This is a genomic window from Balneicella halophila (assembly GCF_003096835.1).
GTDB classification, from domain to species: Bacteria; Bacteroidota; Bacteroidia; order Bacteroidales; family Balneicellaceae; genus Balneicella; species Balneicella halophila.
Genome location: NZ_QENZ01000005.1, coordinates 252669 through 268211, shown reverse-complemented (window position 1 = coordinate 268211; position 15543 = coordinate 252669). Strand labels below are relative to the sequence as shown.

Below are 15543 nucleotides of genomic sequence, written 5' to 3'. Positions count from 1 at the left end.
TACGTCTTTTAGTATTATCGAAGGACTGCGTCAAATTATGGCATTTACTTAAAGCGGAAAGAGGGGGATTCGAACCCCCGGATGCTTGCACATCACACGCTTTCCAGGCGTGCACAATCGGCCACTCTGTCATCTTTCCTGTAAAAAATAATGCAAAGAAACATTATTTTATGATGGTATCAAAACCGAAACTGCTCTTTTATTTTAGCAGAGCCACCGCTTCTTTGATACGTTTTAGAGCTTCTTCTATCATTTCGTTTGAGGTTGCATACGATAATCGAATATAGTCTGGTGCACCAAATGCTTCCCCTGTTACAGTGGCAACCCTTGCATGTTCTAGCAAAAATAAGGAAAAATCAGTAGCATTATTTATTGTTTTATCTTCGTATGTTTTACCAAATAGTTGGTTGACTTTTGGAAATAAATAGAAAGCTGCTTTCGGTGTTTCAATTTCAAAACCGGGTATCTCTTTCATTAGTTTCACGGCTAAGTCTCTACGCTCTTTGAACTTGTTACGCATTTTTACAATCGGTTCATCAGTGCCTGTAAGCCCAGCTATAGAAGCCATTTGTGCTATAGAAGTGACCCCAGAAGTCAATTGGCTCTGTAGCTTGCTCACTGCCTTTGCAAGCCATTCAGGTCCCGCCATATAGCCGATGCGCCATCCTGTCATGGCATAGCCCTTAGACATTCCATTAACCACAACCACTTGGTCTTTAATAAAGTCGAACTGTGCGATGCTTTCATGTGTTCCTTCGTAAGTGATGTATTCATAAATTTCATCGGAAACAATCATACAATTAGGATAGTCTGCCACTACTTTAGCGATCTCTTCTAATTCTTGTTTAGAATAAATACTGCCAGTTGGGTTAGAAGGAGAGTTTAGGAAAAGGGCTTTTGTTTTATCGTTTATTTTCTCTTTTAGCTGTGAAGGCGTGATTTTAAAACCATCTTCCATTCCAGTTTCTACAAATACAGGAACACCTCCGGCAAGCTTCACAATTTCACTATAGCTAACCCAATACGGACAAGGAATAATGACTTCATCATTAGGATTAATAATACATTGGAAAATATTATACAATGAATGTTTTGCCCCGCACGAAACCACGATTTGATTGGTGTTGTAATCTAAATCATTATCTCTTTTGAGTTTTAAAGAAATCGCCTCTAATAAGACTTTGTAGCCAGCTACGGGTGTGTAATGTGAATAATTTTCTTTTATCGCTTTTATTCCTGCCTCTTTGATATGCTCTGGCGTGTCAAAATCAGGCTCCCCCACACTTAAACTGATAATGTCAATTCCTTGTGCTTGCAACTCTCTGCTTTTTTGAGCCATCCCTATGGTTGGTGAGTTCTCAAGTGCATTTATTTTATCAGATAATATAGTCTTACTCATAACTAATGATTTAATTTACTAATTTTGTCGAAATACAAATATAATTCTTATTTATTAATAAATGGAGAACTACATATTAATGGCACTCATTGTAGGCTCACTAGTACTTTTAGTATATCTGTGGACTGAGAGAAAAAACAAAAATGTAAAAGTGCCAAACATACCTGTTTCAAGAGATGAAAAAGCAATCTTCGCACTTAAAATGCAAGCCTATGAAAGACTTTCATTGTTCTTAGAACGTAGCAAGCCACAATCATTATTAATGCGATTAATGCATAAAACAAGTGATGCAAAGCAATTGCAATTATTGTTGTTGAATACCATAAGAGAAGAATTTGAACACAATTTTTCTCAACAGATTTATGTGTCTGAATCTCTATGGCAGTCTATCTCAATGGCAAAAGACCGTTTGATACAATTAATAAACAAAGCAGCTTCTACAACTGATGTTGAGACTAAGGAGCGTTTGGGAGAAGAACTCCTGATGCAGTATAGTAATGAGAAGGAAGATTATATTGGTACTACATTACAACAATTGAGGAAAGAAGCAAGGATAATACAAGGACAATAGGATGGCAGAGATAAAAAAACAGAAGTTTACCACTTTTGAGCAGATGAAGCTCAACAAATCGTTAATGAAGAGTCTGAATGAGAATGGTTTTGAACATCCTACACCAATCCAGTCGGCTGCATTGAAACCGATACGGTCAGGGAAAGACGTCATTGGTATTGCACAAACAGGAACAGGGAAGACCTTTGCTTATTTGCTCCCCATATTGGAGCGTCTGCATTATGCTCAGGAAATGGCTCCGCGTGCATTGATTATCGTACCGACACGTGAATTGGTACAGCAAGTGGTAGAAGCTGCCGAACTCTTAGCATCATTTAATGATTTGAGAATTTTAGGCATTTACGGAGGCTCTAATATTCGTACGCAGTCAGCAAGTGTTGCCGAAGGAGTTGATCTGTTGGTTACTACGCCGGGTCGTTGCATTGATATTTATATGACTCGAGTATTAACATTATCGAAAGTGAAAACCTTAGTAATAGATGAAGCAGACCGTTTAATGGATATGGGATTTATTCATCAGTTGAATACGATACATGCTGCATTGCCTACAAGCCATCAAAACCTGCTATTCACGGCAACTTATTCTGAGGAAGTGAGTAAATTGGCTGATGAGTTTCTTTTGGATCCTCGTCGTGTTGAGGTCACTCGCCAAGCATCAACTGTAGAAAATATTGCACTAGGAGCTTATATGTTGCCAAATTTCTATACGAAAATCAACTTGTTAAAATTACTGTTGTCAGTACCGGACTTTAATAAAGTGATGATTTTTGTAAGAACAAAGAAGCGTGCTGATTTGGTACAAACCAAATTGCTGGAAGATTTCGGGAAGGAAATGGGGGTACTCCATTCTAATAAAGCACAAAATACGCGTTTTGAAACCCTAAGAGCATTTAAAGAAGGAGATGCCCGTATTTTAATATCTTCAGACATAGGTGCGAGAGGTATTGATATCGATGATATTACTCATGTTATTAATTTTGATTTACCTATTCTTAATGAAGAATTTGTACATAGAGTGGGGCGAACAGGACGAGCAGAACGTTCGGGCGTTGCCATAACTTTCTTTACTGAAGAAGAGGAAGAACAAATGCTGGAAATTGAGAAATTAATTAGCCGAGAAATAGAAGTACTTGAATTGCCTTCTAATTTAAAAATATCAGAGGATTTACTTGAAGAAGAAAGAATTATTACTAAGAATATTCGAGTGAAAGATACGGTAAAAGGCGGTGGCGGTGCATTTCATCAAAAGAAACGTGGGAATAAAAAGCCGGCTAAACGCAGTGGCAGAAAAAAGAAGAATAAGTAAAATGAAGAATAAGATGGTATCTAAACGACAATTATTTTTTCAACATATTGGACAAACCTCCCCACAACCTATAGGGCTTGAAATAGAGAAGGCAGAAGGAATTTATTTGTACAGCACAGATGGGAAGCGTTATATAGATTTGGTCTCTGGTGTTTCCGTGTCAAATCTGGGGCATAACCATCCTAAAATAGTGAATGCCGTAAAGGAGCAAGCCGAGAAATATATGCATTTGATGGTCTATGGCGAATATGTAGAAGCACCGCAAGTACTATATGCCAAGAAATTGACTGATGCGTTGCCAGAGCGGTTGAATAATTTGTATTATGTAAATTCAGGAAGTGAAGCGATAGAGGCTGCTATAAAGTTGTCAAAGCGATATACAGGGCGTAGAGAAATCGTAGCTTTTAAAAATGCGTATCACGGAAGTACTCACGGTGCTCTCAGTATTGGTAACGAGAGTTTAAAGAATGCTTACCGCCCATTGTTGCCAGAGATACGTATCTTAGAATTTAATAATGAAGAACAATTAAGGCAAATTACTGAGCAAACTGCCTGCGTAGTCATTGAGCCAATACAAGCAGAAGGTGGTTGCATTTTGCCTGAAGACGATTTCCTAAAAAAGTTAAGAAAACGATGTGATGAGGTAGGAGCTCTACTTGTTTTCGATGAAATACAAATGGGATTTGGACGAACAGGTAAACTCTTTGCTTTTGAAAATTATGGCATTGTGCCCGATATTTTGTGTTTAGCTAAAGCAATGGGCGGTGGTATGCCTCTTGGTGGTTTGATTTCTGATAAAAAAATCTTAGATTCATTTACCAGCAATCCCATGTTGGGTCATATAACTACATTTGGGGGGCATCCCGTATCGGCAGCTGCAGGTTTGGCTTCTTTTGAATTGTTAACTGAGGGTAATATCTTAGACAAGGTTGAAGAAAAGGGAAGACGATTCGAAACAGCATTAAAGGATTTGCCACAAGTAAAAGAAATACGACGTATTGGTCTCTTTTTGGCTGTAGAAATGTACGATGCAGCTTCTTTTGAAAGCTATATGCAAAGAGGTTTTGAGTTAGGACTTATAAATGACCCATTCTTATTTTATTCGAATACATTTCGTATTTCCCCTCCGCTAAACATAACTGATTGGGAAATTGAGGAAGCGATTAACCTAATTATAAGTGCATTGAAATAGATTTTCATGTTGCAAAAAATTTCAGAATATCTTTATGAAAGCTGTATTTCTAAGGAGACATTAGGAGGCGGCTCTATAGCTGATACTTTTCTTGTTACTTCTGAAAAAGGAAATAAGTATGTAGTAAAAACAGGGATGCAAAATTCTAAGGCATTGCTGTGTGAAGCTCATGGATTAGAGGCGCTAAGAGAATCACAGTCAATACGTGTTCCTAATGTTATTTTTTCAAATGAGGAATATTTAGTTATTGAATTCATAGAAGAGGGGAAGCCTCAAAGGGATTTTTTTACACAATTTGGAAGAAAATTTGCCAAGTTACATCAAACAACTTCTTCTTATTTTGGTTTCTTTGAAGATAATTTTATTGGCAACACTCCACAGATCAATACGAAATGTGATAGCTGGGAGACATTCTACAGAGAATATCGCTTGCGTTATCAGTTGGATTTGCTGAAAAATCAAGGTTTTTGGACCCAAACCTTACAGCTATTCTATGAGAAGCTTGAGCCTACCGTTCATGAGGTGCTAAATGGGAGCGAAGAAGAAGCTGTTTTACTGCACGGGGACTTATGGAGTGGAAACTTTATGGTAGATTCAAAAGGTGAAGCATGCATTTATGACCCGGCTGTATATTATGGACACAGGGAGGCAGATTTAGCAATGACCAAACTCTTTGGAGGATTTTCAGAATCATTTTATCAAAGTTATAACGAGGTTTATCCTCTTAAAGAAGGATGGCAATACAGAGAACCTTTATATAAACTCTATCATATTCTCAATCATGTTAATTTATTTGGAAATAGTTATTTGCAATCAGCAACGTCCATAATTAAAGACTATCTAAAAGCATAATTATTGTATCTTTGTATAGATAAATAAAAGAAGAAACAATATGCATTATTATAAATTCATTAGCATTATCTTAATTCTTTTTACTTTTTCTTGTAAAAAGGATAAAGAGGAGCCAGTAGTCATAGAAACTAAGACATATGATGTAGAAGTCCCATTGTCTCATGGCTTGAAAAATTCATTAGAATTTGTAAAAGTACATAGTGATGTTACACCTATTTTAAAAGCTAAAGAAGATAATATCGTTCTTTCTTGGAATTTCCAAGTGAAAGATCATCGTATGTCAATCTATCTAAAAGGATTGAGTTTTACTCTAAAAGGGACAGAAAACCTTGAAGATTTCAAAGGATTTTCTTTAGAATATATTGATGATAAAGATAGTATATCAACCTTTGGTGAGCTAACTAAAGTTACAGCCGATAGCATTTTGACTTTTAGTGACAAAGTGAAACTTTCGAAAGGGAGAAATTCTTTTAGATTAAAATGTTCATTAAAAGACAATGCGAATATTAACAATCATTTAGAGATAACACCGCTTTCAATGACCATAAGTGGGAAAAAGTATAAGCTTGATTTGGGTTCATTGCAACGAAAATTTGGGATAGCGCTCTTACAACACGGTCAAGGCGGTATTGATACCTATCGTATACCGGGTTTGATAACTACTCGTAAAGGTACGTTGATTGCTGTTTATGATATACGTCATAATAGCAGTAAAGATTTGCAAGGTGATATAGATGTAGGAATGAGTCGCAGTACTGATGGCGGACAAACTTGGCAACCCACCGATGTTGTTATTGATATGGGTGAGTATGGAAGAAAGCCAGAAAAACTAAATGGGGTAGGTGATCCCTCTATTCTGTATGATGAGAAAAATCATACATTATGGGTTGCAGCCTTATGGGCACACGGTATGAATGAGAAAAAAATGGTTTGGACAGGTAGTCGCCCGGGTATGTCACCGCGTAGAACAGGACAGTTAGTCTTAGTCAAAAGCACTAACGATGGTAAAACTTGGTCTGAACCTTATAATATCACTTCACAGGTTAAAAATCCTGATTGGCAACTATTGATGCAAGCACCAGGTAGAGGTGTCACAGTAGGAGATAGTGTGCTAGTCTTTCCCGTTCAGTTTAAAGAAAAACTAGATAAACCCTCTATAGATGGTGAAACTTATACTCCTTTTGCATCGATTATTTATAGCAAAGATAGAGGGAGGACATGGCAAATAGGATCTGGTGCTAAAGCCAATACTATGGAGTCTCAGGCTATTGTTTTGAATGATGGCAATTTAATGTTAAATATGCGTGATATTCACAATAAAGGTAATGATTCTAAGACTAATGGTAGAGCTATTGCATTTACTGATGATTTCGGAGCCACTTGGACAAACCATTCAACATCAAATAGCGCGCTGGTAGAACCTAGTTGTCAAGCCAGTTTGATAAAAGATGAATTTCTTGTTGATGGTAACCTGAGGTCTATTGTTTTGTTCAGCAATCCCGCATCAAAAGCAAAAAGAGAAAATATGAGTATAAAAGTGAGTTTAGATGATGCTGAAAGTTGGTTGCCAAAACATACCACACTCATAGATTCTGGAGAGGGAAGGGGCTATTCGTCCCTGACTAAAGTTGATGATGAACATGTAGGTATATTGTATGAAGGAAGTGGTGCTGACTTAGTGTTTCAAATATACCACATTAAGGAGTTGATACGAAATTAGTGAAACAGAATCATTTTTTTAACAATACAATTTTCTTAGCTATTGTAGCTTGTTTTCTATGGTCAACAGCCTTTGTTGGCATTAAAATAGGACTCAGATATACGACTCCGCTACAATTTGCAGGAATTCGATTTTTTCTTTCAGGTTTAATGATTCTGCCTTTTGTTCAAAATTTTCCTGCAAAATGGAAAATTGCGAAAGCCCATTGGAAAATCATTATTTTAGTAGCTTTACTTCAAACCACTTTAGTGTATGCGCTATTCTATACAGGCTTAGAAAAAGTGCCAGCCTCATTAGGAGCTATGCTAATTGGTGCAGGACCTCTTTTTGCCTCGTTAGTAGCTCATTTTATGACTTCCGATGATAAATTATCTAAAAGGAAGACTTCCATTATTTTTTTAGGAATGTTAGGCGTGGCTATTATTTCTCTCAATAAAGAAAATGCTTCGATGCATTATCCTTTACTATGGTTAGGAATTGTACTGCTTCTTTTTAATAATATTATTGGAGGTATTGGGAATGTTGTCATTTCTAAATATGGTAAGGGCTTGCCACCTATGGTTTTAAGCTCGTTTTCGCTTGTAGTGGGCGGTGCCGCACTTTTTATCATATCTTTATTTTTTGAAAAATTTGAATGGAAAATTTATCCTAAGGAATATTATCTGTCGTTAGCTTGGCTCAGCTTTCTGTCTGCAGCTGCTATTACGATCTGGTTTTCATTGCTCAAACGTCCAGGAGTCAAGGTTTCCGATTTAAATACTTGGAAGTTTATAACACCGGTACTGGGTGCAATTCTTAGTTGGATTATACTCCCTGATGAATATCCTACATTTTTAGCTATAGTGGGCATGTGTATTATTGCAATTGCACTGATACTGCTCAATACCCAAATCGTGAAAAAGAAGAAGTCTATCTCTTAAACGTTTCTTCTTGAAAAAAGAAATAAGGTTTTTCAATATAGAAGTTGGTGAATTCTTGTCTTTTTACGCTGGATGCGTCAGGTCTAAAGAAGCTTACGTCGTCAGGTCTTTTGAAAAATAATGAAAAACTGATTTGGAAGGTCTTAAAAACAAAATTGTCATTGTTTAATCTAACTCCTAAGCCTACACCGCCATAAATATTGTCGGAGCTGATAATCTTGCTATTATCACTCGCAATGTATCCTAGGTCCAAAAATGAAAAGAATGCTGTACGAAAACCCGCAATGGTCATAGGAGAGAAAAAAACGTCTTCAACATTGACTACGAGCTTTCTGTCGCCTGTAGTTTCTTCGCTTTTGAAATTCCTCAATCCATTGTCTTCGTTCAGATTCAAGAAATCATCAGTTGGATTCAGCCCGACGATATATTTAACTTTAAAGAAATGACGGTGTTTGGTGTCTCTAAATCGATACAATCTAGAGATATAACTAAACTCGGCGCTTATCAGTCCATCTAAAAAACCTTGCCTATTTAAGAACGTACCACCACTCAAACGTGTTGAAAAATAATGACTCTTTCTAGCATTATAATATCCACGTGAGAAGTTCAGTCCGATATAGCCTTTGCGATTCCAGTCGTTGTAAACTGTCCCTACAAATATTTGAGCTAAATAACCATACGGTATATTTTCTACACGACCATAGCTGTACATTAAATTACTAAGGAACAGCTGTTGTTTGGAAACATTATAACCGAGCAAAGCTCCAGTAGTTTTTAATAGAAATACATTTGTGTCGGCTTTGATTTCAGGATGTTTTGTGAAATTGACTCTGTATAGTCTTGCTGTCAATGCTTTCCTGTATCGTGCATATTCATTCTTTGCTTCTAGATTAAAAGGTAGTGTGGTACCGCCCCATAGATCAACCTCGTGAAAATTTATTTCATTATCGAATCTAGCAATGTCGTTAGTAGGTACATGATCAGCGTCTTTATAGGAACTGACTTTTAATCCGCCTGCATATTTTGTTCTATAATCAATAAAAGTTCTATCCAATTCAAGAGATAGTTTTTTATTATGATGTGTATTTTCAGCAATAGCTGTTGCTTGAATTTTTGAATTACCAATGGAAGGAATAGAGTATTCGAAACCCAAGCTGTGTTGTACATGTTTGTCTGGATTATAATAATAGGCAACTCTAGCATTATGTCCTAATCCCCATAGGTTTTTATTGTAAACTTTAGCTTTATGTGCGACTAGATTATTTGCTTGATAACTAAAAGACCATGCAAACCGATCCTTCAATATAAAATCTATTTCTACCTCATTGTTACCAATATCTGTAACTGTTAGAAAGACTTCATCTATGTATCCTAAGGAACGTAGCTTCTCTTCGTTTTCCTCAAGTAGCTTGATATCAAGAGGTTCACCTTCATTTAAGGACATGACACGCTTCAGATGGCTAACTTTGGTTCTCATGTGTACACGATTTCCAAATTCAGCTAATTTATTGTCTGTACTATCGGTGGGGAGTCCGTTCACAGTTTTCCCAAAGGGATTGGTTACGGTAAATGTAATTTTTCTTATCCACTTGCCTTCGTGCGAAGCGAAGGAGCGTGCAATACTATTTTTAGATATACTTTTGGGTGTGGTTGCTGTGGGTGGATCAAACAATATGTTGAAAAGTTCGTTAGACCATTTATGTTTGGAGGCCTTCTCTTTCCAATTGTTGTAAAATTGTTTTTGTTTATAGAGATTAGTATCCTCATAATGAAAAATAGAATCTGTAGCCTGCTGTTCATCTTGGGCATAAGAGCCTACAGCAGATGCAAATAAAAAAATCCCTAGAAATATGTAATATAAAATATTTTTCAAGTTGTACAGAAATTTAGGGCGAAAGGTACTAAAAAATAATATTATTATATCTGTTTTGATATCCAGATTTTTACTAAATGACAATAAAAAAATGCTACCTCCGGGAAGAGATAGCATTTTCATTAATTATTAAATTTATTAAAACCTATAGCTTACTCGTCCTAAGAAATTTCTACCTGGCATATTGTAGGTATCGTTTTCTGCATAGTTTTCATCTAAGATATTATTTGCATTGAAACCAATGGTAAAATTATCTGTTAGATTGTAATATAGATGAGCATCAAAAACTATAGCTTGTGGATATTTTAATACACCCTTTTTAGCGTATTGTGGTTGATTTTTGTTTATTAAAGCCTCTAATTGAGGAGACATTGAATATTTTGAAGTAATTCGACTACCAATATACCGACCGTTAAGTTTGATATCCCATTTTTTATCTGTTTTGAAATGCAATCCGAAATTTCCTGTATGTTTGCGTACGTATTTAAGCTCTTCCCATTGGGCATCTTCCTCGTCTGATTTTACGTCAGCATTGAACAGAAGCGTGGTGTTTAAGTAGGCTTTTAATGAGAATGCATAATCAGCTAAGCTACCAAAGTCATAACTTGCAACCAATTCTACACCATCCATGCGACCCTTGCTAGCATTTGTATAAGTGTAGTACTCATCACCCCAGTTACTAGGATCAGGATCTACAAATACATTATTTACAATTTTATCTTTATGGTCGGTATTGAAATAAGTCGCATCCAGATCTATACCTTGTGCTATATTGTGATAACCTATTCCAATATCGTAAGTGATGGATTTCTCTGGGTCTAAATCAGGATTGCCTTTATAGTTCGTATTGTATGTATTGCCACCCCAAGTGTATGAAATACTATAAGAACCTGCTTTTTGCATTGCTTTCGGTGCTAAATAAGCAGTTCCAACATTAGCATGTATAGAAGTATTTTTGTCAATTTTTATTTTTAAACCGACATTAGGATTAAATACGCTATGATCTTCTGAGCTTTCAGGATTGCCTAAGAAGTCATTAGCTTCAAGTTTTAATTTCATAAAATCATAACGTCCACCAGCTGTAAGATTAATACGGTTTCCTAATTTGAAGTTCGCTTGCACAAAAGCACCTAATGAATTGTTAGTATAATCTGGGTTCCATGGTGCTATTGGCTGTCCGTTGCTTGGATCGAATTTATTTGATGTGTAGTTAATATTGTCATTATCTAGACCAAAGATAATGACATGTTTTTTTATTTTAAATAAATCTTGAAGTTGGAATCCAAAATTTTTATTTTCATTGCCAAAATCTTTGTTGCCAGTAGTCGGACTGTTAAACTCAGAATTTTCATTATTATAATATGGATTAAATTTGATGTTGTGTCTGTTTATTTGCCCATCTAGAGTTCCATAAATACTGTATCGGTCTATGTCTTTAATATAACTTGGATTTTCACTATAAAAACCTCCATTAGTAGCAACATCATCTACCAAGAAGTAGGATTGGTAAACATCTAGCGACCAGTTGTCGTTAAATTTATAACCTAATCGTAAATTGCCCCCTTTACTGTCAGTCGCAGTATTTTTCATTTCTTTACCATAAGACTCTTTCCCTAGGATAAGTTCTTCAGTAGGATTATAAGTATAAAAATTTTCTTCACCAGAGGTATAATCATCACTTTTTCTATAAAATGTAGCTGCATCAAATGAAAATCCACCTTTTATTTTTCCTCCTATACTTGCATTTAAATCAAGCAGGTTGAAACTACCATATCCTGCACTGATGTTTCCTGTTAATTTTTCAGTATTTTTTTTCGTGATGATATTTACTAAACCTCCCATGGCACTAGTTCCATACAATGATGAGAAGGGACCTTTTAATACTTCTATTCTCTCAATATCGGTAAGTGGTAATATGGATAAGTTAACTGTTCCGGAAGGAATTCCATCAACAAGTACTTTTACATAACTAGCATCATGACCAGCAGGAGCAAAACCTCGAAAACCAAAGGTTGTAGAGTAGTTGGGATATTGCACTAAATCAATAGATATACTTCTCTTTAATAAATCCTCTACACTGCTTAAGCCCGAATTACTAATTGCCTTTTGATTGATAATTTCGACTTTTAATGGCAACTCCTTTAATTTTGATTCTGTTCTTGAAGAATAGATAACTACCTCCTCAATTTCTTGAGTTTTGATAGTGTCAGCGACATTTTCCTTTGCGTAGCCAATGCTAAGCATAAAAAAACTGATAATTAAAATGGATAACTTTTTCATAATATTTTATTTAACATTATTATTTAAATTGTTTATTCTATTGAGCAATTCTTCTATGGAACTGCAACTAATTTTTTTGTTTTGGTTTTTCAGTAGCCATTTCTTAGAGTCTTGAATATGAACGCAATGGGTTGCATCTTTTTCGTTATCAATCAACTCATAGCCTTCTCTTTCCAGAGCTCGCCGTGTCCATTCTTTTATAACATTGTTTCCTGTAAGGAAGACAGTGCCATATGTTCTTCTATTTAGTTTGAAGACCCCTGTAGTTTTATCAAAATAGAATGAATCATTACTAAAAACTTTGGCAAAGGCATCATTTAAAACAAGATCCTCTGGAAAACCTGACTCTATATATCCGTCGGTATTCATTAGCCAAATGGTGTCGCACCACTGCAGAGCTAAATCTAATTCGTGGGTAGAAAGTAGTATGGCTTTATTCATTTCTTGTGCTAAATCGCGAAGCATTTTCATTAACTCAACTCTATTAGGCAAGTCCAGATGTGCCGTTGGTTCATCTAGCATCATTAGCGGGGTGTCTTGTGCTAATGCACGAGCCAGCATAACGCGTTGTTTCTCACCATCACTTAATTCGCTATACATTCTATCCGAATAATCTTCAAGGTTGCACTGCTGGATAGCTTCGTTTATGAGGATTTCATCTTTGGGCTGTAGTACTCCCATAGAGCCTGTATAGGGATATCTGCCAACTTCCACAATGTCTCTAACAATTAGGTTGGCAACTTCAATTCTGTCTGTAAGCACTAAGCTCAATAATTTGGCTTTAGCTTTTCCTTTAAGGTTTTCAATCTTAGTATTGTTGATAAATATAGTCCCTTCTAGGCTGGGCTGTAATCCTGCAATAGTTCTTAGCAGAGTCGATTTTCCACAGCCATTCGGACCTAATAATGCAACTAGTTTCCCTTCATCTATGCTGGCATTAATTTCTCTAGAAATAACTTTGGTTTTATTGCTGTATTTATAACCTGTAGCGGTTTTTTGAAGATTTAAAATTGTTTTTTTCATGCTTAAAATATTGACTTTTTACGACGATTTTGCATGATAACAAAGATGACAATAGGTGCCCCTAAAATAGATGTAACAGAATTGATAGGTATGGTAGTATTACTGCCCGGAAGTTGCGAGATGATGTCACAACAAAGCATCAACAAGACTCCTAATAGCATAGTAGCAGGAATAAGTGTACGATGATTTGCTGTTTTAAATAATAAACGAGCAACGTGTGGCACAGCAATTCCTAAAAAAGCAATGGGCCCCACAAAGGCAGTAAGCGTTCCAGTGATAAGTCCGGTGAGCACTACTAATGTTATACGTATGGTTTTAACACTCACTCCGACGCTTTTCGCATAATTTTCTCCAAGTAAAATGGCATTCATACTTTTCGGTAGAAGTAAAGACGCAAAAAGTCCTATGCTCACAATTGGAATTAGAAATTGCAGTTGTGTCCATGTAGTCCCAGAGAGACTTCCAAATGTCCAGATAAGGAAACTTTGAACAGTCTCAGGATCACTAAAAAACTGTAAAATTGAGACTAAGGATCCTGTAATGAATCCTAACATGACCCCAATAATTAATAATGATACGATATCACGCATCCATGTAGCTATGCTGGAAACGATAGCGAGAACTACAAAAGCACCCATAATGGAGGCTATTATCAATCCCCAGTAATTATTTGAAATGGAAGTTGACAAGAGTCCTGGAAGTATATTGGGTGCAAGAACAAAAGTGGCTACTCCTAAACTGGCTCCGTGCCCCACACCTAAAATAGATGTGTCAGCTAAAGGGTTTCTGAAGAGCGTTTGCATTTGTAAGCCTGTGATTGAAACTCCTGCACCGACGATGCAAGCTGTTATTGCTTTGGGTAAACGGAAGTTAATAAGAATATATTCCCAAGATTGTTTGATAGGCTCTCCCTGAAGTAAATCTACAATAGCATCCATAGGAATTGCTACGCTACCTAATCTTAGATCAAGTAAGAAAATCAAAACAATTCCCATACTTATTATAATAAATAGGAGAGAGTTACGTTTCATAGTTGCTATTCTAAATGTTTCCAGTAAATGCATTCATACTCTGGATACAACTCTGGGTGCAATATCTTTACAATATCCTTTAACAAGAGGTCAGGTCTGTTGATGCCACTTTCCCAATAATCATTTCCCCCATCAGGCTTCTCTCTTTTATTATTGAGATAAACCTTGTTGTTTTTAGTGGCTTGAAACTCACCATATCGTGGATTAGTAGATAGAAATTCGTCCATATCTTGAATTTTACTGTGTGTACTGAGCCAATATTCTGCATCGTGATACATTTCAAAAACTTCCTCGAAACTTTTAGGTAAGCTTTTGCTACCTGCACCCGCTGTTTTTAAATTAGCATTGGCATCACGTATTGCTTCAACAGAATATGTTTTGTCCTGTGGGAGGTACCATACTCCTTTAAAATCATGACCATACATTACTGTTGGTTTTCTCTCTGCTTTTGATGCTGTGTTTTTAATTTCATTGTAGTTACATACGACCTTATTAAAAATACTATCAGCCATTTGCTCTTTGCCAAATAAAAGTCCCATTAGTTTAAGCCATTCAGCTCTTGCAAGCAGTGTCTCTTCTCTCCAAGCATTATTATAGACAACAGCAATTCCCAAATTGGTCAAATTACCATCTACATCAGTCTTGTCCATATAGTTTTGCATTAAAATATCTGGTTCTAATGCAACAATCTTTTCTAGATTGAATCCCATCCCTCTACCAATTTCCTTAATCTTGCCTTGGGCAATTCGGTTTTGTATTTTTTTATCCCAAATATATTCTGGTGTACCTGCTCCAATTAGCTTTTCGTGTAAGTTGAGAATTTCAACAGCTCCGACATGTGTAGTGGATAGGCATGCTATGGTCTGTGCCGGAACGGAGATATGGATACCTTTTGTTTTTATGTTGTCAGGCAAGCTTGTGTCGTGCAGTGCTGTGATATATACGCTTAGAGTATCTCTAGTTTCTGGATGAAAGACAATGATTTCCTTGTGTCTGGCATGATTAATGACTTTAAAACCTTTCGCAAATTTAATTTCTGTTTGGAATGCGAAGTCAATGCTGTCGGATTTTTTTCTCGCTATGGTCTTTGGTTCTACTTGTTTTTTTACACAACCTATATGTATGACTTGTGTTAAGAACAAGACAAGGAAAATTTTACTCAATTTCATTTTAATTATTCAATTGTATTCAGGAGATGAGATTAGAAAGCAAAACAAAAATATAGCTGTTTATGCTGTTTCTAGCTTTAACTCCCGAAAGCTTTTATACAAACAGTTTGTTTAGGCAGGTTTCCTGGCTCGTCCTGTTTTTATAGCCTTCCCATTACAATAACAGTGGCATTTAGATATAAAAACGTTTTTGTAGGACTTACAGTA

General features: G+C 36.1%; 12 protein-coding genes and 1 tRNA gene. 6 read left to right on the top strand and 7 right to left on the bottom strand.

The genetic code is table 11. The features are described 5' to 3' along the window. Nucleotides 1–54: 54 nt before the first annotated feature. Together C7377_RS09395 and C7377_RS08210 are read right to left on the bottom strand one after the other, a co-directional pair. Nucleotides 55–139 (bottom strand) — tRNA-Ser (locus C7377_RS09395). A 60-nt stretch (nt 140–199) separates the two neighbouring features. Continuing rightward, nucleotides 200–1399, bottom strand: a complete 1200-nt coding sequence (locus C7377_RS08210; RefSeq protein ID WP_116496872.1) for a pyridoxal phosphate-dependent aminotransferase — start codon at nt 1397–1399, stop codon at nt 200–202. Between the two features lie 61 nt (nt 1400–1460). On the opposite strand from C7377_RS08210, the gene C7377_RS08205 reads away from it, so the two are divergent. From C7377_RS08205 to C7377_RS08180, 6 genes are read left to right on the top strand one after another with little or no spacing between them, the layout of a single operon-like run. Continuing rightward, entirely contained in the window at nt 1461–1970 is a 510-nt protein-coding gene (locus tag C7377_RS08205; RefSeq protein WP_116496871.1) for a DUF7935 family protein, read from the top strand. A 1-nt stretch (nt 1971) separates the two neighbouring features. Beyond that, nucleotides 1972–3276, top strand: a complete 1305-nt coding sequence (locus C7377_RS08200; protein WP_116496870.1) for a DEAD/DEAH box helicase — start codon at nt 1972–1974, stop codon at nt 3274–3276. 1 nt (nt 3277) lies between these two features. Further along, nucleotides 3278–4468, top strand: a complete 1191-nt coding sequence (locus C7377_RS08195) for an aspartate aminotransferase family protein (protein WP_116496869.1) — start codon at nt 3278–3280, stop codon at nt 4466–4468. Nucleotides 4469–4474: 6 nt separating this feature from the next. Beyond that, nucleotides 4475–5320, top strand: coding sequence for a fructosamine kinase family protein (locus C7377_RS08190; protein ID WP_116496868.1), 846 nt, complete (start codon nt 4475–4477; stop codon nt 5318–5320). 40 nt (nt 5321–5360) lie between these two features. After that, nucleotides 5361–7040, top strand: a complete 1680-nt coding sequence (locus C7377_RS08185) for a sialidase family protein (RefSeq protein WP_116496867.1) — start codon at nt 5361–5363, stop codon at nt 7038–7040. Then, nucleotides 7040–7960, top strand: a complete 921-nt coding sequence (locus C7377_RS08180) for a DMT family transporter (protein WP_116496866.1) — start codon at nt 7040–7042, stop codon at nt 7958–7960. The genes C7377_RS08185 and C7377_RS08180 overlap by 1 nt, the downstream gene beginning before the upstream one ends. On the opposite strand, the gene C7377_RS08175 is transcribed toward C7377_RS08180, so the two are convergent. The 5 genes from C7377_RS08175 to C7377_RS08155 all read right to left on the bottom strand — a co-directional run bounded on the left by C7377_RS08175 (nt 7950) and on the right by C7377_RS08155 (nt 15336). Continuing rightward, a complete protein-coding gene (locus C7377_RS08175) occupies nt 7950–9833 on the bottom strand; it encodes a POTRA domain-containing protein (protein ID WP_165806880.1) in 1884 nt (627 codons plus the stop codon). The genes C7377_RS08180 and C7377_RS08175 overlap by 11 nt on opposite strands. A gap of 138 nt (nt 9834–9971) precedes the next feature. Continuing rightward, nucleotides 9972–12113 (bottom strand): TonB-dependent receptor plug domain-containing protein, encoded by a 2142-nt coding sequence (locus C7377_RS08170; RefSeq protein WP_116496864.1) that lies wholly within the window; start codon nt 12111–12113, stop codon nt 9972–9974. A gap of 6 nt (nt 12114–12119) precedes the next feature. Further along, nucleotides 12120–13136: an ABC transporter ATP-binding protein gene (locus C7377_RS08165; RefSeq protein ID WP_116496863.1), complete on the bottom strand. Its 1017-nt coding sequence runs from the start codon at nt 13134–13136 to the stop codon at nt 12120–12122. 2 nt (nt 13137–13138) lie between these two features. After that, a complete protein-coding gene (locus tag C7377_RS08160) occupies nt 13139–14167 on the bottom strand; it encodes an iron ABC transporter permease (RefSeq protein ID WP_116496974.1) in 1029 nt (342 codons plus the stop codon). Between the two features lie 5 nt (nt 14168–14172). Further along, nucleotides 14173–15336, bottom strand: a complete 1164-nt coding sequence (locus C7377_RS08155; protein WP_116496862.1) for an ABC transporter substrate-binding protein — start codon at nt 15334–15336, stop codon at nt 14173–14175. Nucleotides 15337–15543 lie beyond the last annotated feature (207 nt).